Here is a 22,540-nt window from a genome sequence, read left to right on the forward strand (position 1 = left end):
GAGTTACAGTCAGCGAATGACCTCGTTCTTGAGTAGCTCGATAAAAGCAAGGGCTGCTCGGCTTAAGGTTTTTTGCTTGTGATGAATGACTCCAAGCTTTCTTTCCACGTTTAAGTCAGGAAGGTTTAATACCGCCAGTTTATCATCAACAAGTGTGGAAGGTAGTAATGACCACCCCCAGCCGATACCCACAAGCATGGCCAGAGTCTCTAGGTTGTTTGTGTTCATCCTCACTTGTGGCTTTAAGCCTTGCTTGCCAAAAACTTGCTCGGCAATCTGTCTTGTGAAGGTGTTTTTATTTGGTAGTACGCAGGCATGTTGCGCCAGTTCCATTAAACTCAGGTTTTTTATTTTGGCCAAAGGGTGATCTTTGCTAACCACACAGGTTAGAGGGTCAGACCAAATCGGCAAAGATTCAATTAACGGGTTTTCTTTATGGGAAAGGGTAATGATGCCTAATTCCGCTCGGCCTTTTAGAACATCTTGATAGGCTTCTTCAGATTGAGAGAAATCAATTTCTAGTTGTGCGCTTGGAAAGTCTTCTTGGAAGCGCTTTAGTGATTTTGGTAAACGTCGTAAGCCAACATGGTGGCTGGTGGAAATTCTAAGCTCACCACTGACATCTTGCATTTGTAGTGACATGCTGCGTTTGATGTCTTGAAGGTCTTCAGCCATTTTTCTGGCTTTAGGCAATAAACGTATGCCTGCTTCGGTCAATTGGACTTGGCGTCCAATCCTGTCAAAGAGTTGCACTCCTAAATTACTTTCCAGTGCCGCGACGCGCTTACTAATAGCGGGCTGTGTCACGAAAAGCTGTGATGCAGCATGAGAAAAAGAGCCTGTTTCGGCCACTTTAATGAAGGTAATGAGTTCAGCGATGTCTATCATTCCAAAAAATTATCCAAAATATGAAAAATATGAATTTGAGTAATTTAAGCCAAAGATTTAGGATAGCGCAATAAGATTTTTAGGAGAGAACTTATGTCAGGTAAAACCCTTTATGACAAGTTGTGGGATAGCCACCTTGTGCAACAACGAGATGACGGCAGTGCCTTAATCTATATCGATTTACAATTACTTCATGAAGTGACGTCACCTCAAGCATTTGAAGGTTTACGCTTAGCTGGGCGTAAGCCTTGGAGAATCTCTTCAAGCTTAGCAACACCAGACCATAACGTACCAACCACTAAAGTTGAACGTGTGTCAGGTGTGGACGGAATTGAAGATCCTGTGTCTAAAATTCAGGTGACAACGTTAGATGACAACTGTAACGAATTCGGCATCACCGAATTTGATATGAAAGACATTCGCCAAGGGATCGTACACGTTGTTGGGCCAGAACAAGGTGCGACGCTTCCTGGCATGACAGTTGTTTGTGGTGACTCTCATACTTCGACTCACGGTGCTTTTGGTGCCTTGGCGCATGGTATTGGTACTTCTGAGGTGGAGCACGTATTAGCGACTCAGTGTTTGGTACAAAAGAAAAGCCGTAACATGTTAGTTCGTGTCGACGGTGAATTGTCGCCTTGGGTTTCGGCTAAAGACGTTGTACTTGCGATTATCGGTGCAATCGGTACAGCGGGCGGTACAGGTTATGCGATTGAGTTTGGTGGTACTGGTATTCAATCTTTGTCTATGGAAGGCCGTATGACGGTTTGTAATATGGCGATTGAAGCGGGTGCTCGCGTGGGCTTGATTGCGGTGGATGATACCACTATCAACTATGTTAAAGGTCGTCCTTACGCGCCAAAAGGTGAACAGTGGGAAATGGCTGTTGAAGCATGGAAAGACCTTGTTTCTGATAAAGACGCGCAATTTGATGAAGTGGTTATTATCAAAGCAGAAGACATTAAACCTCAAGTGACTTGGGGAACCTCTCCAGAAATGGTGATTGCGATTGATGAAGCCATTCCCCGCCCTGAAGATCAAGCCGATCCAGTGAAAAAAGAAGGTTATGCTCGAGCTTGGAAGTACATGGGCTTAGAAGGCAAAACAACATTGGCTGACGTGACACTTGACCGAGTCTTTATCGGGTCTTGTACGAACTCTCGTATTGAAGATTTGCGCATTGCGGCAGATGTAGTCAAAGGACGCAAAGTGGCTTCTACGCTTAAGCAAGCGATTGTTGTGCCTGGTTCCGGCTTGGTAAAAGCACAAGCTGAAAAAGAAGGCTTACATCATATATTTGAAGAAGCTGGATTAGAGTGGCGTGAGCCTGGTTGTTCTATGTGTTTGGCAATGAATGCAGACAAGTTGGGAGCAGGTGAGCATTGTGCGTCTACTTCCAACCGAAACTTTGAAGGTCGTCAAGGTTTTGGTGGTCGCACTCATTTGGTTAGCCCTGCAATGGCTGCCGCAGCGGCAATCGCTGGTCATTTCGTTGATGTTAACGAGTTTGTTAAACACTAAAAGGAGAAAGTATGCGTCCATTTACTCAGCACACAGGTTTAGCCGCTCCTTTGGATTTGGCAAACGTCGATACAGACATGATTATCCCAAAGCAGTTCTTGAAATCCATCAAGCGCACAGGCTTTGGGAAGAACTTATTTGATGAACTTCGCTACCAAGATGAAGGTCAGCCAGATCAATCTTGTGAAGGCCGACCTTTGCGAGAAGAATTTGTATTAAATCAGCCTCGTTATTCTGGCTCGAGTGTTTTGTTGGCTCGCCAGAACTTTGGATGTGGCTCTAGTCGTGAACATGCGCCTTGGGCTTTAGATGATTACGGCTTCCGTTCTATTATTGCGCCAAGTTTTGCCGATATTTTTTACAACAACTGTTTCAAGAATGGCTTGCTTCCTATTGTGTTGCAAGCAGAAGAGATTGATCAGTTATTTGCTGAAGTGGCGGCAAAAGAAGGCGCTCAAATAACGATTGATTTGGAAAAACAAACAGTAACGTCGCCATCGGGTGCAAGTTTTGAATTTCCAGTAGATAACTTCCGTAAGCACTGTTTGTTGAACGGTCTGGACGATATCGGTTTAACGTTGCAGCAAGATTCCGCTATTCGTCGTTACGAAGAAAAACGCATGAATGAAGCGCCGTGGCTTTTCTTGTCACGAGAGAAATAACAATTAAGACATTAGCTTGAAGGATTTGAGATGAGTAAGAACGTATTAGTGTTACCTGGTGATGGTATTGGTCCAGAGATTGTTGCACAAGCTGTGCGTGTATTGGATGCAGTGAACGAGCAGTATTCTTTGGATATTAAGCATGAAAGCGCTTTGGTTGGTGGTTCTGCTTACGATGAAACGGGTTCACCATTACCTGAGGCAACGCTAGACAAAGCAAAAGCTGCGGATGCTATTTTGCTTGGTGCTGTTGGCGGCCCTAAATGGGACGGTTTAGACATGGCGGTTCGTCCAGAAAAAGGTCTATTAGGTTTACGCTCTAACCTAGAGCTTTTCTCTAACCTTCGCCCAGCTATTTTGTACCCACAATTGGCGGAAGCGTCGAGCCTGAAACCAGAAATTGTTGCGGGTTTGGACATCTTGATTGTTCGTGAATTAACAGGCGGTATTTACTTTGGCCAACCTCGTGGTATTCGCACATTGGAAAATGGCGAGCGCGAAGGATTCAATACCTATGTTTATAACGAATCTGAAATTCGCCGTATTGGTCGTTCCGCATTTGAAGCGGCTCGCCAACGTGGTAAGCGTGTGTGTTCTATTGACAAATCTAACGTACTGGAAGTGACCGTACTTTGGAAAGAAATCATGGAAGAAGTGGCGAAAGAGTATCCTGATGTCGAATTGACTCATATGCTAGTAGATAATGCTGCAATGCAGCTTGTTCGTGCGCCAAAACAGTTTGATGTAATGGTTACTGGCAACATGTTTGGTGATATCCTATCTGACGCTGCCGCAATGCTAACAGGCTCTATTGGTATGTTGCCGTCGGCTTCTTTAAATGCAGAAGGTCGTGGTATGTACGAACCTTGTCATGGTTCTGCGCCAGACATTGCAGGTAAAGGTATTGCGAACCCATTGGCGACGATTTTATCGGTTGCCATGATGTTGCGTTATTCTTTGGATGCCAAAGAAGCAGCTGATGCCATCGAAGCAGCGGTAAGCAAGGTTCTAGATTTAGGTTTAAGAACAGCAGATATTGCATCAGATGGATGCGAAACAGTCAGTACGCAAGCCATGGGCGACGCGGTATTGGCAGCATTAAAAGCTTAATATTAAAACAATATTAGGTGTTTTCACTCGGGATATTGCTCTTGGTATGAGTGACCCCACAAAAAAAGGTAGAGATAACCATGTCAAAACAAACTGTAGGTTTAGTCGGCTGGCGCGGAATGGTTGGTTCCGTGTTGATGCAACGTATGCGAGAAGAAAACGACTTTGATCATATTGATCCAGTCTTTTTCACTACTTCTCAAACGGGGCAGAAAGGGCCAGAAATTGGTAAAGATATTCCATTACTTCAAGATGCAACAGATATTGAAGCCTTGAAAAAGATGGACATTATTATTACCTGCCAAGGTGGCGATTATACCAAGGCGATTTACCCACAGTTACGTTCTGCTGGTTGGAATGGTTACTGGATTGATGCGGCATCTTCATTGCGTATGGATAAAGACGCAATCATCGTTCTTGACCCAGTTAACCAAAACGTCATCAAGCAAGGCTTGAAAGATGGCGTAAAAACCTTTGCTGGTGGTAACTGTACCGTAAGTTTGATGATGTTGGCTCTCGGCGGCTTATTTGAAAAAGGCCATATTGAGTGGATGACGTCTATGACGTACCAAGCGGCTTCTGGCGGCGGTGCACGTCACATGCGCGAACTCATTAATCAAATGGGTATGTTGCAAGGATCAGTGGCTTCTGAGCTTGCTGATCCTGCTAGCGCTATTTTAGATATCGACCGCAAAGTAGCGGAACAAATGCGTTCTAATACGATGCCGGTTGATCAATTTGGTGTGCCTTTAGCCGGTAGCTTGATTCCATACATTGATTCTCAGTTAGACAATGGTCAAAGCCGAGAAGAGTGGAAAGCACAAGCGGAAACTAACAAGATCCTTGGTAATACAGGTTCTATTATCCCTGTTGATGGTTTGTGTGTGCGTATCGGTGCCATGCGTTGCCATAGCCAAGCCTTCACTATCAAATTGAATAAAGACATTCCAGTTGCAGATATCGAAGGAATTCTTGCTCAACATAACGATTGGGTGAGTGTGGTTCCTAATGATAAAGAAGCAACCATGGCGCGTTTAACGCCAACAGCAGCAACAGGCACTTTGGACATTCCAGTTGGTCGTATTCGTAAATTGAATATGGGGCCTGAATACATCAGTGCTTTCTCTGTGGGTGATCAGCTATTATGGGGCGCAGCAGAGCCTCTGCGTCGTATGCTAAAAATTCTACTAGAAGATTAATTCTCTAGTTATTTTTTACTTTAAAAAGCACCTTTCGGGGTGCTTTTTTTTGCCTGAAAACTTTTAAAATTAATCTGTGCAAATTATGAAAAGCTTTGCTAACTTGAATAAGGTAAGTCTTTGTTAACTTTTCCTAAAGATAACGTAAGGTTTTATGATTTCGAACAATATTTTACGCACTTACCATTGAAAAGCCTTCAAAAGGGCCATAGATTATTTATATAGACTTAGCAGGAGGAACATTAATTTATTTAGCAAAACAACTGACTCAATAAAAGGAAACTTTCTATGTATACATTGAACATTAGTGGTCATCACGTACAATCTGGTGAAGAAGTCCAAGCAGTCGTTAAAGAAAAAATGGATCATTTATCTCGTATCAACAATCAAATTACGAGTATCAAAGTGATTCTAAATACCGAAAAACATGAGATTCATGAATTAATTGTCGAAGCCAGTGTGCATATTCCTGGTCATGATCTTTTTGCAACAGTTAAAACGGATAAACAGCTTAAACCGGCACTTGATCTTTTAGTTGGTAAATTGGAGAAGCAACTGATTAAGCACAAAGCTAAACACTCCGGCCGCCAGCATCATATTAACGCCCATGATGTTGAAACACCTTTTGAGCGTCAGCAGCAAGCAGAGTTTGATGAGCTGGTAGAGCGCGAAGTTATTTAAATTTTTTGATCTAGGATAAGCCTCGCATTGCGAGGCTTTTTTGTGTCCAGTGTTTTTAGGGGGTTATTAAGAAAGGTTATTAACGGCAAGTAGTAGAGCTGAGTGTCTAGAATCACAAAAAGCATTATGTGGTAGACGTTTTGATACGCCTAATTTTTCTAAGCGTTCTGTGGTTTGTCCGTTAGGGCTGAAGATATAAACAGCACAGTTGGCTTCTACTGCATCTTTAATGGCATTTTCCAATGCTAAGCTGATGGTGAGGTCCATCATAGGAACCGCACTTAGGTCTAATACCACAGCTTTATAATTGTGGATTCTATTATGATGTTTAGCGATTGCTTTACTTGCCCCAAAGATCATTGGGCCAGAGAGATAAAATAGCAAAACACGACCATCGGCTTGATCCAGTAATTCCCTTTCTTCTTCTGTGAGCAAAATGTCATCATCAGCATCGCTAATGGCTTTGACGTTACCAGATTGAAGGCGACTTAATTTCTCAATAGTCATGATGTTGGCAATAAAGACGCCAATACCCACAGCAACCATAAGGTCAACGAACACGGTTAATGCCATCACACCATACATGATGATAGTAGGGGAGAGAGCCACCTTATGGGCGCGTTTTAAGAAGCTCCAGTCAAGAATGTTAAGACCAACATAAAGTGCAATGCCCGCCAAAACAGCCATTGGAATTGGGCTGATTAATTGAGAAGCCCCAAGTACGACAAGCAATAATATAAACGCACGTGTGATGGCGGCAAGAGGAGATTTACCTCCTGTTTGGATATTCACAACCGTACCCATCGTTGCCCCAGCACCAGGTAGGCCGCCTAAAAAGCCTGATGTTAAGTTTGCTATTCCTTGGCCAATCAATTCACGATTAGAATCGTGCTCTTTACGAGTCAGGCTGTCTGCTATGACGGCAGTTAATAGAGTATCGATACAACCTAGTGTTCCTAGAACCAAGCCATCAATGATCATTTCAACTAGGACGGAAGTTTCAAAATGTGGCCATTGAATAGAAGGTAAGCCGGATGGGATCAAACCAATTCGTCGAACATCATCGTTATCAAATAAAATAATTGAAACAAGCGTAATGGCTACTAAGGCAACCAGTTGTGGGGGAACATAACGACGCCACTTTTTAGGTAGATAAAACAATACGCCAAGGGTTAATAGACCTAAGAATAACTCTGAAAAATGCAGGTTCAAAATTAAGCTTGGTAGTGCGCTTATTGTTCCCATAACACCACCTGCTGGAGAAGGGTGCCCTAAGAAAGGCGCTAACTGCAATACGATGAGAATAACGCCAATCCCAGACATAAAGCCTGAAATTACACTATAGGGCATTAAAGTGATGTATTTTCCGAGTTTCAAATAACCAAGTGTTATTTGAAATAATCCTGCAATCATGACAACCGTAAAAGCCATTGCCAGCCCGCCTTCTGGGCTGTTGGCGATCATGCTGGTTAGCACGGCTGTCATAATAACTGTCATCGGGCCGGTTGGTTCCGAGATTAAGCTAGTTGAGCCACCAAAAACAGCAGCAAAGAAACCAACCAGAATGGCACCCCATAATCCGGCTTCTGCACCTGCACCTGACGCTACACCAAAAGCGAGAGCAAGCGGGAGGGAGACGATGGCTGTTGTGGCACCGCCAAACAAATCACCAACTAGGTTCCAATCTTTAAATCGAGAAAAATCAATGACCATTAGGTTTTACCTGTGCATTCTGTATGTTCATATGAATACATTGAAGTATCTATTTTCAGTTGCTAAAGAGCCCGCATGGGCGGGCTCTTTACTCAGTCTAAGTAGATAAAGAAAATTATTCTACATTAGAGTCTGAGGCAGTTTCTGCACCGTTATCTTCGCGGGCTAATCTTGGGTCGTTTTTCACTCGACCAGTATTAGCACGTCGACGAGAGGTGTTTGCCTTACGCTTTTCTTCTTGCTCTAAGCGTAGCTTTTCTTGCTGTGCAAGAATAGCTGCTGGTAGTTCAACAGGTGCTTTCACTTCTGCTGTAGGTGTTACTGCTGGTTTTCCGCGACCACGACGAGGTGTGCGAACAGGCTTCTTAGTTTCAGAAGCTGTAACAGTGTTTTCTACAGGAGCAGTAGCGCTGTCTGCCATTTCGGCTGGCTCACTTGCTGCATTTTTTACAGGAGCTTCTTCAGTTACTTCAACGGCAGGCGTCTCAGCTTTTGGTGCTTCTGTTTCTACTGTTTCGACAACAGGTGCTTCTTCCTTGACAGCTTCTACTTTAGGCTCTTCAGCTTTTTGAGCTTCAACTACTGGGGCTTCTTTAGTAACCTCTACCTTTGCCTCTTCCGCTTTTGAAGCTTCAGGCGCTGGTATTTCTTCCTTGGTAGTTTCCGCTTTTGAAGCTTCAGGCGCTGGTATTTCTTCCTTGGTAGTTTCTGCTTTTGGCTCTTCTACTTTTGGAGTTTCGATCACAGCATCTGCAGCTTCTTTAGGTGCTTCAGTTTCTGTTGTCTCTTCGCTGTGTTGCTGAGTGGCTTCCACTTTACTCATTTGAGCTTTAACCGACATTTTAGGTTTAGTCGCTTTGGCTTGAGGCTTAGCTTCTGGCTCAGGTGCGGATTCTTCAATCGTTTTTTCTGATGCAACAGCTTCTTCTACTGTAGCTTCTACAGTCGAAGTGGGTTCTGATTTTTGCGTTACGTTATCCGCTTCTTTCTCAACTTTCTCGTTTGTATTCTCAGTTGTTTCTTGAGTGTTTACTTCGTCTTTTTGTGGACGACGAGAGCGACGAGAACGGCGAGAGCGACGTTGTGGCTCATCAGTGCTTTCATTGTTTTCTGTTAATGTGTTTTTAGCGGCTTCCACTAGAGCGGCATCTTCTTGCTCTTGTAGTTTTGCTGCTTCTAAAGCTTCATCTTTTAACTTGCCACTGCGACGACGGTTATCGTTGCGTTCACGTTTGCGCTCTTTTACTTCGGGAACGTCTTTCGCCTTAGGTTGCTGACGAGGAGTTTTAACCGCTGCTTCTTGCTTTTCAACTTTTGAATCTAAGTTGTCTTGCTTATTGTTGCGGTTATTTCGACGGTTGTTTCCTTTCGTGCCAGCTTCTGCCTGTTCTCTGCGAGATTGGCGAGTAGAGCGGTTTTGGCTCTTTTCTGTCGCGTTATTATCACGATCAGAGTTTTGGTGCTTCACGTTACGCTTATTGCGGTTGCTACGATTGCCAGTAGTTTTACTTGTAGTGCGATCATTTTGTGATGAAGACGTTTTTGTATTTGCTTTTGGCGAGCTTGTTTTGCTCTTCTGTTTAGGTGATTGCTTGCTAGAAGCATCCCCGAACAAAGCTGTCAAAATACGAGTGAAAAGACCTGGCTTTTTCGCTTTAGGAGCACTGCTTTGTGTCGCTGCAGGTGTTTCTGTATGCGCTGGAGCCGGTGACTTCGGTGCAATACTTGTTACTGCAGCTTGTGGGCGAACGTTTTCACTTGTTTGGCGAGGCTCATACGGTGGCTGCTCTGGTGTTTCAACCAATGTGTAGCTGTTCTCATTCTGAGAAACAACTGTACTGTCATCACGAATACGCTCTACTTCAAAGTGCGGTGTTTCCATGTGCGGATTCGGCACAAGAATGATATGCACGTGATTACGTTTTTCGATCTTCGCGATGTTAGTACGTTTCTCGTTTAGCAAGAAAGTAGCAACAGAAACAGGCAATACGGCGCGGATTTGAGCTGTGCGCTCTTTTGCACACTCTTCTTCGATAAGACGTAAAACAGAAAGGGCAAGAGATTCAACATCACGAATGAAGCCTTGACCGTTACAGCGTGGACAAACGATACCGCTGGTTTCACCAAGAGAAGGGCGCAAGCGTTGGCGAGACATTTCAAGTAAGCCAAAGCGAGAAATGCGGCCAATCTGAACGCGTGCGCGATCGGCTTCAAGCGCGTTCTTCATGCGGTTTTCAACTTCTTTTTGGTTACGCACTGGCGTCATATCGATAAAGTCGATAACCACCAAGCCACCAATATCTCGTAGACGCAATTGGCGAGCAATTTCGTCTGCGGCTTCTAAGTTGGTTTGTAGTGCTGTTTCTTCAATGTCTCCGCCTTTGGTTGCGCGAGCGGAGTTGATGTCGATAGAAACCAAGGCTTCGGTTGGGTCAATAACGATTGAGCCACCAGAAGGTAGGCGTACTTCACGTTGGAAAGCTGTTTCGATCTGAGTTTCGATCTGGAAACGGTTAAACAAAGGCGTGGAGTCTGTGTACATTTTGATGCGCGACTTAAAGTGCGGCATAACTTGCATAACGAAGTTAATGGCATCTTGATAAGCGTCTTTTTCATCAATCAGTACTTCACCAATGTCTTCGCGCAAGTAATCACGAATGGCGCGGATAACAATGTTACTTTCTTGATAAATTAAAAATGGTGCAGGCTTTTCTGAAGCGGCTTTGGTGATGGAGTTCCAAAGTGTATCAAGGTAGTCCAAATCCCATTGTAGTTCTTCAGTAGAGCGACCAACGCCAGCCGTACGAACAATCAAACCACCGTTTTCTGGTGTATTAAGGCCGGACATTGCTTCTTTTAGATGAGATCTGTCATCACCATCGATGCGACGAGAAATGCCACCAGCACGAGGATTATTCGGCATCAAAACTAGGTAACGACCTGCTAGGCTAACAAAAGTCGTTAGTGCAGCGCCTTTGTTGCCACGCTCTTCTTTATCCACTTGCACGATAACTTCTTGACCTTCGCTTAACACATCTTTGATGTTAACTCGGCCTTCGTGATTGGATTTTTTAGAGAAGTAAGTTTTGGAGATTTCTTTAAGAGGAAGGAAGCCATGACGTTCTGCGCCAAAATCAACAAATGCCGCTTCAAGACTCGGTTCGATACGAGTAATTCGGCCTTTATAAATGTTGGATTTCTTTTGTTCGCGAGAACCGGATTCGATATCTAGATCGTATAGACGTTGACCGTCTACAAGGGCGACGCGCAACTCTTCTTGTTGAGTTGCATTTATTAACATTCTAATCATTGTATGTGTGAACTCTGTTAGCGCTGATACGAAAAGAGTCACTGCAGCGATAGGTAACCATTAATCAATCTGACTCAGCTTTAGAGCAAGTCATTCAGTCTTTTCTGGCAAGAGGAGTACGCGATTCGTTTATTTTTTTGGATTAAACGCTTTGTGCGGTTCGCTGCCTTGATGAATACTAAATAGTCTCTTTTAACCGGTCTCGTTTCTTTGCTTTTATGAAACAACGCGAACGCGCGGTCGAGCAATATAATGAGAATTCCTTCCACTGAAGCGGATTTTTCCGAATCATGCGGTTTATTATTTAAGATTAACTGTTACAGAGGTAAGATAGGGGCCAAAGTGTCGCTTCGGCAGTGTTCATTCAATTCTTGCATCTTATCTTCGAGGTGTTTTGTTGCCTCTTACCCTTTGCGAATGTGAATATAACAGTAAAAACTAAGTGCTTCAATTATAAAGGAAACCAATCTTTGATTATGTCGGACTCAGAACAGAATTTAGCAGAGCGTCCCGCAGTTCGCTACGTCACAATTGACGATAATAATGAGGGCCAACGAATTGATAATTTTTTGGTGACCTTTTTGAAAGGTGTACCGAAAGGGAAAATCTACAACTTGCTTAGAAAAGGCGAAATTCGTGTTAACAAAAAGCGAACTAAGCCAGATTACCGTCTTCAAAATGAAGATATAGTTCGTATCGCGCCGATTGTGATTGCGCCAGAGTCAGAAAAGCCTGTTTTGTCGGAACGACTAAAAAGCGAAATTGAGTCACGAATTGTTTATGAAGACAAAGGGTTAATTGTCGTTAATAAACCATCGGGCTTGGCTGTTCATGGTGGTAGTGGTTTGAGTTTTGGGCTAGTTGAAGTCATTCGACAAATGCGACCTTTAGAAAAGTTCGTTGAGCTTGTTCATCGACTGGACCGTGATACGTCTGGTCTTATCATGATTGCAAAAAAGCGAGCGGTATTGAAAGAGCTGCATACTGCTTTGCGAGAAAAAGAAGGCGTGCAAAAAACATATCTCGCTTTGGTATATGGCAGTTGGCCAAAACGTAAACTTCAGGTGAATGCGCCACTACTAAAGAACGAGCTAAAATCTGGCGAACGTATTGTGAAAGTTCACACTGATGGCAAAGAGAGTCTGACGCGGTTTAAGCTGGTTCGTCAGTTTGAAGGCTACAGCTTAGTTGAGTGTGAGCCTGTGACAGGTCGAACTCATCAAATTCGAGTACACACATTGCATGCGGGCTATCCAATTGTGGGTGACGACAAGTATTCGCCAGCCGAGTCATTAAAAGAAACAAAGGTGCTTGGCTTTAAGCGTTTATGCCTACATGCAACGCGATTAGACATTATGTTGAATGGCGAACGCATGTTGTTCGAAGCGCCGCTTGATAAAGAATGGCAAGACTTGATGAGCAATAAACTCGTTTCAGCTTTCTAAAAAAACATATCCGCTAGACCTATCTATAATTCAATAAAGAAGACTTGCTCAATGCAGGTCTTTTTTTGTGCAACTCAACCCCTTTGGTTTTCCATGATATAGGTCATCACTGATTAAAAAACGGAAGAGTAACATGGTAGTCAGGCTATTTAAGGCGTGTTTTCTTGTGCTTTAAATAAGTAAGAGAATCGTTTAATGACTAGGATGATTAAAATGAAAGTCTCTGATGTTCGTGCTGTTCCTGGGTTTATTTCTGTTGCTACTATTTTACTTATTTGGTTTGTCGTTCCAGTACCTGATGGTGTGACCGAGAATGCTTGGCATTTATTGGCTTTATTTGTTGGAACTGTGGTCGCCATTATTGGCAAGGCCATGCCGATTGGCGCTATTGCTGTTCTCGCCATTACGCTTGTTGCATTCACTGGCGTAACCAATGACAACCCGTCTGGAGCGATCAAAGATGCTTTAAGTGGTTTTTCCAATTCTCTTATCTGGTTAATTGGTATTGCCATCATTATTTCCAGAGGCTTAGTCAAAACAGGCTTAGGGAATCGGATTGGCTATTACTTCATTACCTTATTTGGCAAGAAAACCATTGGGATTGGTTATGCGTTGGCTTTATCTGAGTTAGTTATTGCGCCAGTGACACCGAGCAATACGGCGCGCGGTGGCGGCATTATTCACCCCATTATGAAATCCATTGCCACAAGCTTTGGTTCTTCTCCTGATGATGGAACATCTCGAAAAATTGGACATTATCTCGCGTTGGTGAGTTACCACATTAACCCAATTACGTCCGCTATGTTCATTACTGCAACGGCACCAAACCCTTTGGTGGTTAAACTTATTGCCGATGCAACAGGTGCAAACATAAGTATCACTTGGGGAACATGGGCGTTGGCCGCTTTATTACCCGGTTTGGTTTGTATCGCTTTGGTGCCTTTGGTTGTGTATGCGATTTACCCACCGGAAATTAAAAGTACACCAGATGCAAAAGATTACGCCTCATCTAAACTGGCCGAAATGGGGCCTATGTCTTATGGCGAGAAAGTCATGGTTGGTGTGTTTTCCTTATTGTTGATTCTCTGGGCTGGCGTGCCTGCTATGTTATTTGGTTCTGATTACGCGGTGAACACAACCGCTGTGGCGTTTTTGGGGTTGTCTATTTTGCTCATAACAGGCGTTTTGAGCTGGGAAGATGTGCTCAAGGAAAAATCTGCTTGGGACACTGTGGTTTGGTTCTCTGCCTTAGTGATGATGGCAACTTTTTTAAATACGCTTGGATTAGTTAGTTGGTTTTCTTCTGTTGTAGAAAGCAATATTGCGCATTTTGGTTTTGATTGGAGCGTGTCTGTGGTGATTCTAGTAGCCGTGTATTTCTACGCCCATTACTTCTTTGCCAGTACGACGGCTCATATTACTGCCATGTTTGCAGCTTTCTATGCCGCAGGTTTGGCGCTTGGCGCGCCGCCTTTGTATTTAGGGTTATTGTTAGCTGGTGCTTCTTCTTTAATGATGTCTCTTACTCATTACGCTACAGGGACGTCACCGATCGTATTTGGTTCAGGTTATGTGTCCATGGAAAACTGGTGGGCAATGGGCTTTATCATGAGTGTTGTTAACTTACTTGTTTGGGGTGTTGTCGGTGGGCTTTGGTGGAAAGTTTTGGGTTATTGGTAAATCCCTAAAGATGAGATTTAAATGTGCATTTTATCGCTCATTGTTGTTCTGACTTTTAGAATGGTTTTAACTAGAGCATATAAAAAGCGAATGAATTAAGACGGAATTTATGAAAAAACTACTCCTAAGAAAACTGCAATCTTTGACCGCTATTTTAGTGTTGAACACATTGCCTGCTGGAGTTGCCCAAGCCAGTGTTAGCTATGAATCCGAAGTGGCTCAAGCACGGGTGTTATCAGATGATCGCAGAAATACCTTAAAACAAGACCTTCAAGAAGACCCATTAAAGTGTTTGTATCTTGAAAATACACTGGCTTATGTTCAAAAACATCAGGATAAGCCCTTGAGCCATCAGCATCAGTTGGCTTTAACTCTTATTGAAGAAGCTTACCAAGATGATTTGGACACCTTGCTAGATCATTATGAATCCGAGTTGGAATCGGCTGTTTCGGCTAACGATGAATCTCGTATCCATAGCGCCAAGAATTGGGCAGAACAAGAAATAGCCGTGCTGAAAGAAATGCGAAGTGCTAAAATTGCGGAATTTAACCAACAATTCAGCGTCTCTTGAGTTTTAAGTAAAGGCTGAGACGGTTATTCACTCCGAGACTTTGCATGTTATCTGATCCACCCAATTTTAGTTTCGTTACGATTCGCCGTCAGTTTGATTTTCGTGGCATCGAGATGGGCCGTTGGGTGACGCCTGAAGAAAGAGATCGCGCGGCGGTCAATTTCCACCAAGCTTTACACGACTTAATGGATGCTTTGCAAGGCCCTGAACATCTTATCTCTCTACGAGGAACACTTGGGCTTCAGTTTGGAAAAGGCGGACAGCGTGGTGTAGCGGCTCACTATATGCCAGCGACTCGACAACTGGCCTTGGCTAAAAATGCTGGCGCAGGGAGCTTGGCCCATGAATGGTTCCACGCTTTCGATCATTACATGGGCGATAAAATGTTTCACTTCGCTTCATCCTCCAGCTTTGCATCCAATAACTGGCTGCAAGAATCCGATTCAAGCAATATCAAATCTCACCCGCTAAATACACTTCTGGCTGACTGCTTCAAAAGCATCTTACTCAGCTCAGATGGAAACGACACCAGCGAACTTTTTCAAGCTTCTAAACGAATCGATGAAAAACACAATATTTTCTACTACTCCAAACCAGAAGAAATGTGCGCCCGCGCGTTTGAAGCCTTTGTAGAAGACGCCAAACCAGCGAGTCGATTTCTCGTAAAAGGCAGCAAATACTCAGAAGAAGCCAAAGCTGGACTTTATCCGCAAGGGCGGCAACGTGAAGCTATTAACCAAGCTTTTAGCAACTATTTTTACCTACTTGGTGGAGCGCTCAACCGAGAAGTATAGAGGCTTATCAAAGTAGAGTTATTGGGGTTATAGTTTTTTTCTTGCGACTATTATTGAATAATAAATAAGTTCAATTGTTGGTTTGGGGTTATTGGGGTTATCTTTATAGTTAGGTTCATGGATGAATAAACAACATAAGGACTTGATCATGAAGAGCCGAGAGGTCATTCAAATGTTAATACAGGATGGCTGGTGCGAAGTTCGAACGAAGGGAAGTCATGTTCAGTTCAAACATCCAACCAAAAAAGGTACGGTAACAGTACCGCATCCTAAAGCAGATATTCCTGTTGGTACGTTTAGAAATATACAAAAGCAAGCTCAATTACCTTAAGCATTCTTTTAGAGGAATACTCCATGAAATATCCAGTTGTTTTGCATACCGATGATGGCGTCAACTATGGTGTTACTGTACCAGATGTTGCAGGATGCTTTACCGCGGGTAAGAATCATGATGAAGCATTAGATATGGCGGTGGAAGCTATTTTTCTCCATTTAGAAAGCTTACTAGAAGAAGGTGAAGATATTCCAAAAGCGAACACCATCACTTTTCATCAAAACAACCCAGACTACAAGGATGGGATTTGGGCCATTGTCGATGTCGATATCACGCCATTATTAGGGAAGAGTGAAAAAATTAACGTCACATTACCACATCTGCTCATTAGCAAAATTGATCGAGCTGTCTCAAGTAACCCAAGGTACAAATCCCGCTCAGGCTTTTTAGCTGAAGCATCAAAAAAAGCATTGGAGCTAGCATAAAAAATGAGCCATTTGGCTCGTTTTTTATCGGACTAACTTTGTTTTCCCTGAATGGCTTTCATCATTAATGCCATTCCGCTAATACTTGGTAAATCTGAGTTAGCAGAGCTTCCATCAATATGATCTGAGAAGATTTTCTCAATAATGATCTTTTCTTGATCTCCTTCAATTTGATTGTTTTGCTTCATAGCGAGGTAAGTCTGAATTTGCATTGCTTTATTTTCAGAGAATTGAGCATACTTAGTTCTTGCAGAAGCTGTAGCCATGCAATACCTAGCAATCCATATACCGGGTAGGGCAGTAATAGTGACCCCCATTAAAATCATGAAAGCTTTTAAGCCTTCTGAAATAGCTTCTCCAGTAATGAGCTTGTTTAATGAAGACCCTGCATCAAAGTATGATTGAACAACGATACTTTCAGCCCAGAAGGTAAGAAGGAGGGCGATAGTTGAAGTGAGGATTAATTTGTATACCGAAGATTTTGCTTCATTTTGCTTGTTTCGCCAATAAACCACGGCTTCTTTACTGGCAATATGCTCCCGGAAGTTGGCGATTGTAGTATCTACAACCTCTTTGCCTTTATCTAGTGCTTGTTGTAATTGCCTTTTATGCTCAGGAATATCTTTACTTTCAAATTCTCTTAAAAGGCGAACAATACGACCTCGAGTACCTAATATCTCATCGTTTTGCTCATTGTGTAGCTCTAATAAATCCTGATAAAAAATCCCTGTTTTTTCTTCAATCTCAGCTTCTATACTAACTTCCTTATTGATTTTTTCTCTTGTGGCAATGCCTTTGCAAAATTGCTTGAAAGAGTCATTCCTTACTGCAGCTGTTTGATGGTGTAAATTAATTTTTAATTGATCTAACCCTGTATAACTGTTTCGATTTTCGCCTAATAGGCCAATTATAAAAGCATTCATTAGATGTTCTTTGTCTAAATCGCATTCCTCTATAGCTTTGGCAAAAGGAGAGTCTGGAGGGAAGAGAAGACCATTTGGGTATAAAGCTCTCTCAAGAAGAGAGCTTAAACTAATAGAAACTTCCTTTTCGATAATAATTTGAGGTCCTTGAAAAGTATTATCTTGTTTTAAGATTTGATGGTTTTTGAGCTCTTCATATATACTTTTTTTTAGATTTTTAGCCAAAAGTAAAAGTTGTTTGGCTGCAGTGGTTTGATATAGGTGTATTAATTCATCACAGAATTCATCAAGCTTTTCAAGTGATCTAAAGATTCGTCTATATCCTTGTAGTTTTAATGAAATTTGCTTTTCTAATTTTAATTGTGTTTCCACTTTTCACATCCTTGCTTAGACATCGACTTTATTTATATGGTCTTTGAATCAAGATATCAAATATTTGAGAGATAAGACAAAAAACGAGCCATTTGGCTCGTTTTTAGTTTCAGCTTATAAAGCTTTAGTCTTCATAGCTGTCTATTGGTGGGCATTCGCAGAACAAGTTGCGGTCGCCGTAGACGTTGTCGATGCGTCCTACAGGTGGCCAGTATTTGCGTGCTTTGATCCAAGGTAATGGGTAAGCAGCGTCTTTACGAGAGTAGCCATGTTCCCAATCGATATCTAAAAGGCTATCCGCTGTGTGCGGTGCGTTTACTAATGGGTTATCTTCTAGCGTCCATTCGCCTGATTGAACCTTGCTGATTTCGTTGCGAATTTGAATCATGGCATCGCAGAAACGATCCAATTCTTCTAAGTTCTCAGACTCTGTTGGTTCTATCATCAAGGTGCCCGCAACAGGGAATGACATGGTTGGCGCATGGAAGCCGAAATCCATTAGACGCTTAGCGATGTCTTCTTCACTGATGCCTGACTCGGCTTTCAATGGGCGAATGTCGATAATACATTCGTGGGCCACTGTGTCGTTTTTGCCTGTGTAAAGCACTGGGTAATGTTCGCCAAGGCGTTTAGCAATGTAGTTAGCGTTCAAAATGGCGTTGTAGGTTGCATCACGCAGACCTTTGTCGCCCATCATTTTGATGTACATCCAAGTGATTACAAGAATGCTTGCGCTACCGTAAGGCGCGGCGGAAACGGCGCCATGTTGTTCTTCCATTCCCATAACAGGTGTAACCGCATGACCCGGTAAGAAAGGCGCAAGATGAGATTTGACACCAATTGGGCCCATGCCAGGGCCACCGCCACCATGAGGAATACAGAATGTTTTATGTAAGTTAAGGTGAGAAACGTCACCACCAAATGCGCCTGGAGGCGCAACGCCTACCAGTGCGTTTAAGTTAGCACCATCGATGTAAACTTGTCCGCCAAATTTGTGAACGATGTCACACACTTCGCGAATATGTTCTTCAAATACACCGTGCGTTGAAGGGTAGGTTGCCATGATGCAGCTAAGTTGCTCTGCGTGTTTTTCTGCTTTTTCAGCCAGATCAACCAAATCAATATTGCCATCTTCATCGCATTTAACGATAACAACTTTCATGCCCGCTAGTGCAGCAGACGCTGGGTTTGTTCCGTGAGCAGAGCTAGGGATCAAGCAGATATTTCGCTCATTGTCGCCGCGAGATTTGTGGTATTTATCAATCGCGATTAGGCCTGCGTATTCACCTTGTGCGCCTGAGTTTGGCTGCAGTGAGATGGTGTCATAGCCAGTTGCTTTCGCCAGCATGTCGATCAATTCTTGTAGCAGAGCATGATAACCGCTTACTTGGTTATTTGGTGCAAATGGGTGAATGCGACCAAATTCCGCCCAAGTGACAGGAATCATTTCTGATGCTGCGTTTAGCTTCATTGTACAAGAGCCAAGCGGAATCATGCTTTGGTTCAAGGCGATGTCTTTTACTTCTAATTGATGCATGTAACGCATCAATTCTGTTTCGCTGTGATGACTGTTGAAAACAGGGTGCGTCAAAATGTCGTCTTGGCGAAGTAGGGAAGTGTCAAAGCCATAAGAAGCATCAGAGCCAATCACGTCTTCTAGTGTTAGTGTTGCACCAAAGCATTCTGCTAAATCGATTAGATCGTTTGGCGTAATGGTTTCATTTAAAGAGACAGAAATTTGCGCATCAGACACTTTATAGAAGTTCATCAACTTGCTTTCGCCTTTGGCGATAATGCTGTCTGTTTGGCTTCCTGTGTTAACAATAACTGTATCGAAGTAGCTAGCGTTGGTTGTTAAGCCTTGTTTCTGAACGGCTTTAGCAAAGCAATCTGTTAGAGCAGCAACGCGGCTTGCAATTTTTTTAAGGCCAGCTGGACCATGATAAACCGCATAGAATCCCGCCATCATGGCCAGTAAGGCTTGAGCGGTACAAATATTCGATGTGGCTTTTTCACGACGAATATGTTGCTCGCGTGTTTGCATCGCCATACGCAATGCTGGTTTGCCGTGGCTGTCTTTAGAGACTCCGATCACTCGACCTGGCATAGAGCGTTTGAATGCGTCTTTTGTTGCTAAGAAAGCAGCGTGTGGACCACCGAATCCCATTGGAACGCCAAAGCGTTGTGCGCTACCGAAAACAATGTCTGCGCCCATGTCGCCTGGGGACTTAAGTAGAACCAATGACAAAAGGTCAACGGCGATACTGACTAATGCGCCTTGTTCGTGAGCTTCGGCAATCACAGAAGATAAATCCGTTACTGCACCGTCGATACCTGGGTATTGGAAAATAGCACCGAATACATCGTGGTTAGCAAAGTTGGCGATGTCATCCACAATCACATCAATGTTGAGTAATTCTGCTCGTGTTTTAATGACATCGATTGTTTGTGGTAAGCAATGATCTGCGACAAACAGGGAATCGTTCTTTTTACGATTCGAGCGCTTCATTAATGTCATGGCTTCTGCTGCCGCAGTAGCTTCGTCCAACAAAGATGCGTTGGAGATTTCCATGCCAGTAAGATCAATAACAACCTGTTGGAAGTTCAATAGTGCTTCCAATCGGCCTTGAGAAATTTCTGGTTGGTAAGGTGTGTAAGCCGTGTACCAGCCTGGGTTTTCTAATAGGTTTCTTAAAATAGGGGAAGGAACGTGCGTATCGTGGTAGCCCATACCGATAAATGAACGTGCAACCTTGTTTTTTTCAGCAATGGCTTTCAGCTGAATAAGAGCATCGCTTTCGCTAACGGGTTCTGCAGATAAATCTAGATTTGCTTGACGAATGGCTTGAGGGACAGTCTTGTCTATTAATTCAGAAAGAGAACTGCGTCCAATGGTTGCGAGTATTTTTTCTTGCTCTGCAGCGTCTGGGCCAATGTGTCTAGCCATAAATTCGTCGTTGTTTAACAAATCGCGGATGCACGAAGTCATAGTTTTACCTATTTAAGAAGCTATATAAAAAACGGGGGAGATATGCTCTCTTACAGAAGGGTAAAAGAGCATACAGAGATACTATTCGATTGAGTCGGCGTAGCCTGTTGCATCAAGCAATTTGTCAAGATCAGCGCTATCGCTCAACTTAACTTTGGCAATCCATGCGCCTTCAAAAGGAGATTCGTTGATTAGCTCAGGGGCATCATCAAGCGCTTCATTTACTTCAATGATTTCACCATTTACTGGTGCGTAAATATCAGAAGCGGCTTTAACTGATTCAACAAGAGAAAATTGCTCTTTTGCTGTTACTTCTGCGCCAACTTCTGGCAGCTCAACATAAACTACGTCGCCAAGTAAGTCTTGTGCATGATCAGTGATACCAATCGTTACTGTGCCGTCACCGTTGTCTAATACCCACTCATGAGAGTCAGCGTATTTTAGATTTTCTGGGATAGTGCTCATTAGATTTCTGCCTCTTATAAAAAAATAGCCAAGAGAGAAGGCTCTTGGCTATATGATTTTAGCGATAAAGTGGGAAGCGCGCGCAAAGCTCTTTTACTTCTGCAAGTACACGAGCTTCAACTTCTGGATTGCCTTCTGGCATAGCAACCAAACCATCTAGAACATCACTGATTAGATGACCAACTTTCTCGAATTCCTCAACACCAAAGCCGCGAGAAGTAGCTGCAGGTGTACCGATACGAATACCAGATGTGATCATTGGTTTTTCAGTATCAAACGGAATGCCGTTTTTGTTACAAGTGATACCAGCACGTTCTAGTGCTTTATCCACTACGTTACCTTTCAAACCTTTTGGACGTAGGTCAACCAACATTAGGTGGTTGTCTGTTCCGCCAGTGACGATGTCGCAGCCACGTTCGATCATGACAGCGGCCAAAGCTTTTGCATTAGCAACAACTTGGTCAATGTACACTTTAAACTCAGGTTTAAGCGCTTCACCGAAAGCCACTGCTTTACCAGCGATAACGTGCATCAACGGGCCACCTTGGTAACCAGGGAAAACCGCTGAGTTGATTTTCTTACCAAGATCTAGATCGTTGGAAAGAATCATACCGCCACGAGGACCGCGCAATGTTTTGTGTGTCGTTGTCGTAACAATGTGTGCGTATGGTAGTGGAGATGGGTGCGCACCAGTGGCAACAAGACCAGCGATGTGAGCCATATCAACAAAAAGATAAGCACCAACTTTGTCAGCGATTTCACGGAAACGTTTGAAATCGATAACACGAGGAATAGCAGAACCACCAGCGATGATCATTTTTGGCTTGCACTCTAGTGCTTGTGCTTCAATGGCATCGTAATCGATCAATAGTGTTTCTGGGTTAACTTGGTATTGTACAGCGTTGAACCATTTACCCGACTGTGCTGGTGGCGCACCGTGAGTTAAGTGACCGCCGGCGTCTAAAGACATACCAAGGATAGTGTCACCTGGCTGAAGCAGTGCAAGCATAACGGCACCGTTTGCTTGAGCGCCAGAGTGTGGTTGAACGTTTGCGAATTCACAGTTAAAAAGCTGCTTAGCACGGTCGATAGCAAGCTGCTCTGTTACATCAACTGCTTCACAACCACCGTAGTAACGACGGTTTGGGTAGCCTTCAGCGTACTTATTAGTAAGTACAGAACCTTGCGCTTCTAAAACCGCTTTAGAGGTAATGTTTTCAGATGCGATTAATTCAATGCCAGTTTCTTGACGTTCTTGCTCTTCAACAATTGTCGCGAAAAGTTCTGGATCTCGTTCAGCTAGGGTTTGGCTGAAAAAGGCTTCGGTGTTGGCCATGGAAAATTCCTCTTAAATAAACATGTATGCCCAAAAGACAATGAGTCGTGCATATAATAACACTATGGCAGTCTAAGGTGATGAAAAAAGATCATCTTTCCACGAGCGTCAGTCATTGTCCG

Annotated in this window: 18 protein-coding genes; 11 read left to right on the plus strand and 7 right to left on the minus strand. The window is 43.3% G+C overall.

All coding sequences use genetic code 11. The annotated features are described in order from the left end of the window. Window positions 1-9 precede the first annotated feature (9 nt). A complete protein-coding gene (locus AC0L46_RS00285) occupies window positions 10-888 on the minus strand; it encodes a LysR family transcriptional regulator (protein WP_414681802.1) in 879 nt (292 codons plus the stop codon). A 93-nt stretch (window positions 889-981) separates the two neighbouring features. Here AC0L46_RS00285 and leuC point away from each other — a divergent pair, with 93 nt between their 5' ends. From leuC to hpf, 5 genes are all read left to right on the plus strand, one after another. Further along, on the plus strand, window positions 982-2,409 hold the full coding sequence (gene leuC, locus AC0L46_RS00290) for a 3-isopropylmalate dehydratase large subunit (protein ID WP_473504909.1): 1,428 nt from the start codon (window positions 982-984) through the stop codon (window positions 2,407-2,409). An 11-nt stretch (window positions 2,410-2,420) separates the two neighbouring features. Further along, window positions 2,421-3,071 (plus strand): 3-isopropylmalate dehydratase small subunit, encoded by a 651-nt coding sequence (gene leuD / locus AC0L46_RS00295; protein WP_473504911.1) that lies wholly within the window; start codon window positions 2,421-2,423, stop codon window positions 3,069-3,071. Between the two features lie 30 nt (window positions 3,072-3,101). After that, window positions 3,102-4,181 carry a 3-isopropylmalate dehydrogenase gene (gene leuB, locus AC0L46_RS00300; protein ID WP_473504913.1) on the plus strand — a complete coding sequence of 360 codons (1,080 nt, stop codon included), beginning with the start codon at window positions 3,102-3,104 and terminating at the stop codon, window positions 4,179-4,181. A gap of 80 nt (window positions 4,182-4,261) precedes the next feature. Next, a complete protein-coding gene (asd, locus tag AC0L46_RS00305; protein ID WP_473504915.1) occupies window positions 4,262-5,380 on the plus strand; it encodes an aspartate-semialdehyde dehydrogenase in 1,119 nt (372 codons plus the stop codon). A 288-nt stretch (window positions 5,381-5,668) separates the two neighbouring features. After that, window positions 5,669-6,061: a ribosome hibernation-promoting factor, HPF/YfiA family gene (hpf, locus tag AC0L46_RS00310; protein WP_414681797.1), complete on the plus strand. Its 393-nt coding sequence runs from the start codon at window positions 5,669-5,671 to the stop codon at window positions 6,059-6,061. 66 nt (window positions 6,062-6,127) lie between these two features. On the opposite strand, the gene AC0L46_RS00315 is transcribed toward hpf, so the two are convergent. Beyond that, on the minus strand, window positions 6,128-7,774 hold the full coding sequence (locus AC0L46_RS00315; protein WP_473504917.1) for a SulP family inorganic anion transporter: 1,647 nt from the start codon (window positions 7,772-7,774) through the stop codon (window positions 6,128-6,130). Between the two features lie 115 nt (window positions 7,775-7,889). Beyond that, complete coding sequence (rne, locus tag AC0L46_RS00320; protein WP_473504919.1) at window positions 7,890-11,084, minus strand: ribonuclease E; 3,195 nt, start codon at window positions 11,082-11,084, stop codon at window positions 7,890-7,892. 476 nt (window positions 11,085-11,560) lie between these two features. Between rne and rluC the strand changes: the two genes are divergently transcribed. The 6 genes from rluC to AC0L46_RS00350 all read left to right on the plus strand — a co-directional run bounded on the left by rluC (window position 11,561) and on the right by AC0L46_RS00350 (window position 16,333). Next, on the plus strand, window positions 11,561-12,529 hold the full coding sequence (gene rluC, locus AC0L46_RS00325; RefSeq protein ID WP_473504921.1) for a 23S rRNA pseudouridine(955/2504/2580) synthase RluC: 969 nt from the start codon (window positions 11,561-11,563) through the stop codon (window positions 12,527-12,529). A 213-nt stretch (window positions 12,530-12,742) separates the two neighbouring features. Continuing rightward, on the plus strand, window positions 12,743-14,209 hold the full coding sequence (locus tag AC0L46_RS00330) for an anion permease (RefSeq protein WP_473504923.1): 1,467 nt from the start codon (window positions 12,743-12,745) through the stop codon (window positions 14,207-14,209). A gap of 109 nt (window positions 14,210-14,318) precedes the next feature. Then, a complete protein-coding gene (locus tag AC0L46_RS00335) occupies window positions 14,319-14,780 on the plus strand; it encodes a hypothetical protein (protein WP_473504924.1) in 462 nt (153 codons plus the stop codon). A 44-nt stretch (window positions 14,781-14,824) separates the two neighbouring features. After that, window positions 14,825-15,574, plus strand: coding sequence for a CLCA_X family protein (locus AC0L46_RS00340; RefSeq protein WP_473504926.1), 750 nt, complete (start codon window positions 14,825-14,827; stop codon window positions 15,572-15,574). Window positions 15,575-15,722: 148 nt separating this feature from the next. After that, window positions 15,723-15,905 (plus strand): type II toxin-antitoxin system HicA family toxin, encoded by a 183-nt coding sequence (locus AC0L46_RS00345; protein WP_473504928.1) that lies wholly within the window; start codon window positions 15,723-15,725, stop codon window positions 15,903-15,905. A 23-nt stretch (window positions 15,906-15,928) separates the two neighbouring features. Further along, window positions 15,929-16,333 carry a type II toxin-antitoxin system HicB family antitoxin gene (locus tag AC0L46_RS00350; protein WP_473504930.1) on the plus strand — a complete coding sequence of 135 codons (405 nt, stop codon included), beginning with the start codon at window positions 15,929-15,931 and terminating at the stop codon, window positions 16,331-16,333. 32 nt (window positions 16,334-16,365) lie between these two features. Here the strand turns inward: AC0L46_RS00350 and AC0L46_RS00355 are convergent, their stop codons facing one another. The 4 genes from AC0L46_RS00355 to glyA form a co-directional block, all read right to left on the minus strand. Continuing rightward, window positions 16,366-17,628, minus strand: coding sequence for a hypothetical protein (locus AC0L46_RS00355; RefSeq protein WP_473504932.1), 1,263 nt, complete (start codon window positions 17,626-17,628; stop codon window positions 16,366-16,368). Window positions 17,629-17,752: 124 nt separating this feature from the next. Beyond that, window positions 17,753-20,617: an aminomethyl-transferring glycine dehydrogenase gene (gene gcvP / locus AC0L46_RS00360; RefSeq protein WP_473504934.1), complete on the minus strand. Its 2,865-nt coding sequence runs from the start codon at window positions 20,615-20,617 to the stop codon at window positions 17,753-17,755. A gap of 81 nt (window positions 20,618-20,698) precedes the next feature. Beyond that, window positions 20,699-21,082, minus strand: a complete 384-nt coding sequence (gene gcvH / locus AC0L46_RS00365) for a glycine cleavage system protein GcvH (RefSeq protein ID WP_317004045.1) — start codon at window positions 21,080-21,082, stop codon at window positions 20,699-20,701. A 58-nt stretch (window positions 21,083-21,140) separates the two neighbouring features. Further along, the gene (gene glyA / locus AC0L46_RS00370; RefSeq protein ID WP_414682773.1) at window positions 21,141-22,418 is read right to left on the minus strand and encodes a serine hydroxymethyltransferase; all 1,278 of its coding nucleotides are present in this window, start codon (window positions 22,416-22,418) and stop codon (window positions 21,141-21,143) included. Between the last annotated feature and the right edge of the window lie 122 nt (window positions 22,419-22,540).

The sequence above is a fragment of the Marinomonas sp. 15G6-16 genome (genome assembly GCF_055809555.1).

Bases quoted from the DNA above. Each gene is read 5' to 3' on its own strand.
- rluC (WP_473504921.1), top strand. From the start codon at position 11,561: ATGTCGGACTCAGAACAGAATTTAGCAGAGCGTCCCGCAGTTCGCTAC.
- rne (WP_473504919.1), bottom strand. From the start codon at position 11,084: ATGATTAGAATGTTAATAAATGCAACTCAACAAGAAGAGTTGCGCGTC.
- leuD (WP_473504911.1), top strand. From the start codon at position 2,421: ATGCGTCCATTTACTCAGCACACAGGTTTAGCCGCTCCTTTGGATTTG.
- glyA (WP_414682773.1), bottom strand. From the start codon at position 22,418: ATGGCCAACACCGAAGCCTTTTTCAGCCAAACCCTAGCTGAACGAGAT.
- leuB (WP_473504913.1), top strand. From the start codon at position 3,102: ATGAGTAAGAACGTATTAGTGTTACCTGGTGATGGTATTGGTCCAGAG.
- AC0L46_RS00335 (WP_473504924.1), top strand. From the start codon at position 14,319: ATGAAAAAACTACTCCTAAGAAAACTGCAATCTTTGACCGCTATTTTA.
- hpf (WP_414681797.1), top strand. From the start codon at position 5,669: ATGTATACATTGAACATTAGTGGTCATCACGTACAATCTGGTGAAGAA.
- AC0L46_RS00345 (WP_473504928.1), top strand. From the start codon at position 15,723: ATGAAGAGCCGAGAGGTCATTCAAATGTTAATACAGGATGGCTGGTGC.
- AC0L46_RS00340 (WP_473504926.1), top strand. From the start codon at position 14,825: ATGTTATCTGATCCACCCAATTTTAGTTTCGTTACGATTCGCCGTCAG.
- gcvH (WP_317004045.1), bottom strand. From the start codon at position 21,082: ATGAGCACTATCCCAGAAAATCTAAAATACGCTGACTCTCATGAGTGG.
- asd (WP_473504915.1), top strand. From the start codon at position 4,262: ATGTCAAAACAAACTGTAGGTTTAGTCGGCTGGCGCGGAATGGTTGGT.
- AC0L46_RS00315 (WP_473504917.1), bottom strand. From the start codon at position 7,774: ATGGTCATTGATTTTTCTCGATTTAAAGATTGGAACCTAGTTGGTGAT.
- gcvP (WP_473504934.1), bottom strand. From the start codon at position 20,617: ATGACTTCGTGCATCCGCGATTTGTTAAACAACGACGAATTTATGGCT.
- AC0L46_RS00350 (WP_473504930.1), top strand. From the start codon at position 15,929: ATGAAATATCCAGTTGTTTTGCATACCGATGATGGCGTCAACTATGGT.
- AC0L46_RS00330 (WP_473504923.1), top strand. From the start codon at position 12,743: ATGAAAGTCTCTGATGTTCGTGCTGTTCCTGGGTTTATTTCTGTTGCT.
- leuC (WP_473504909.1), top strand. From the start codon at position 982: ATGTCAGGTAAAACCCTTTATGACAAGTTGTGGGATAGCCACCTTGTG.
- AC0L46_RS00285 (WP_414681802.1), bottom strand. From the start codon at position 888: ATGATAGACATCGCTGAACTCATTACCTTCATTAAAGTGGCCGAAACA.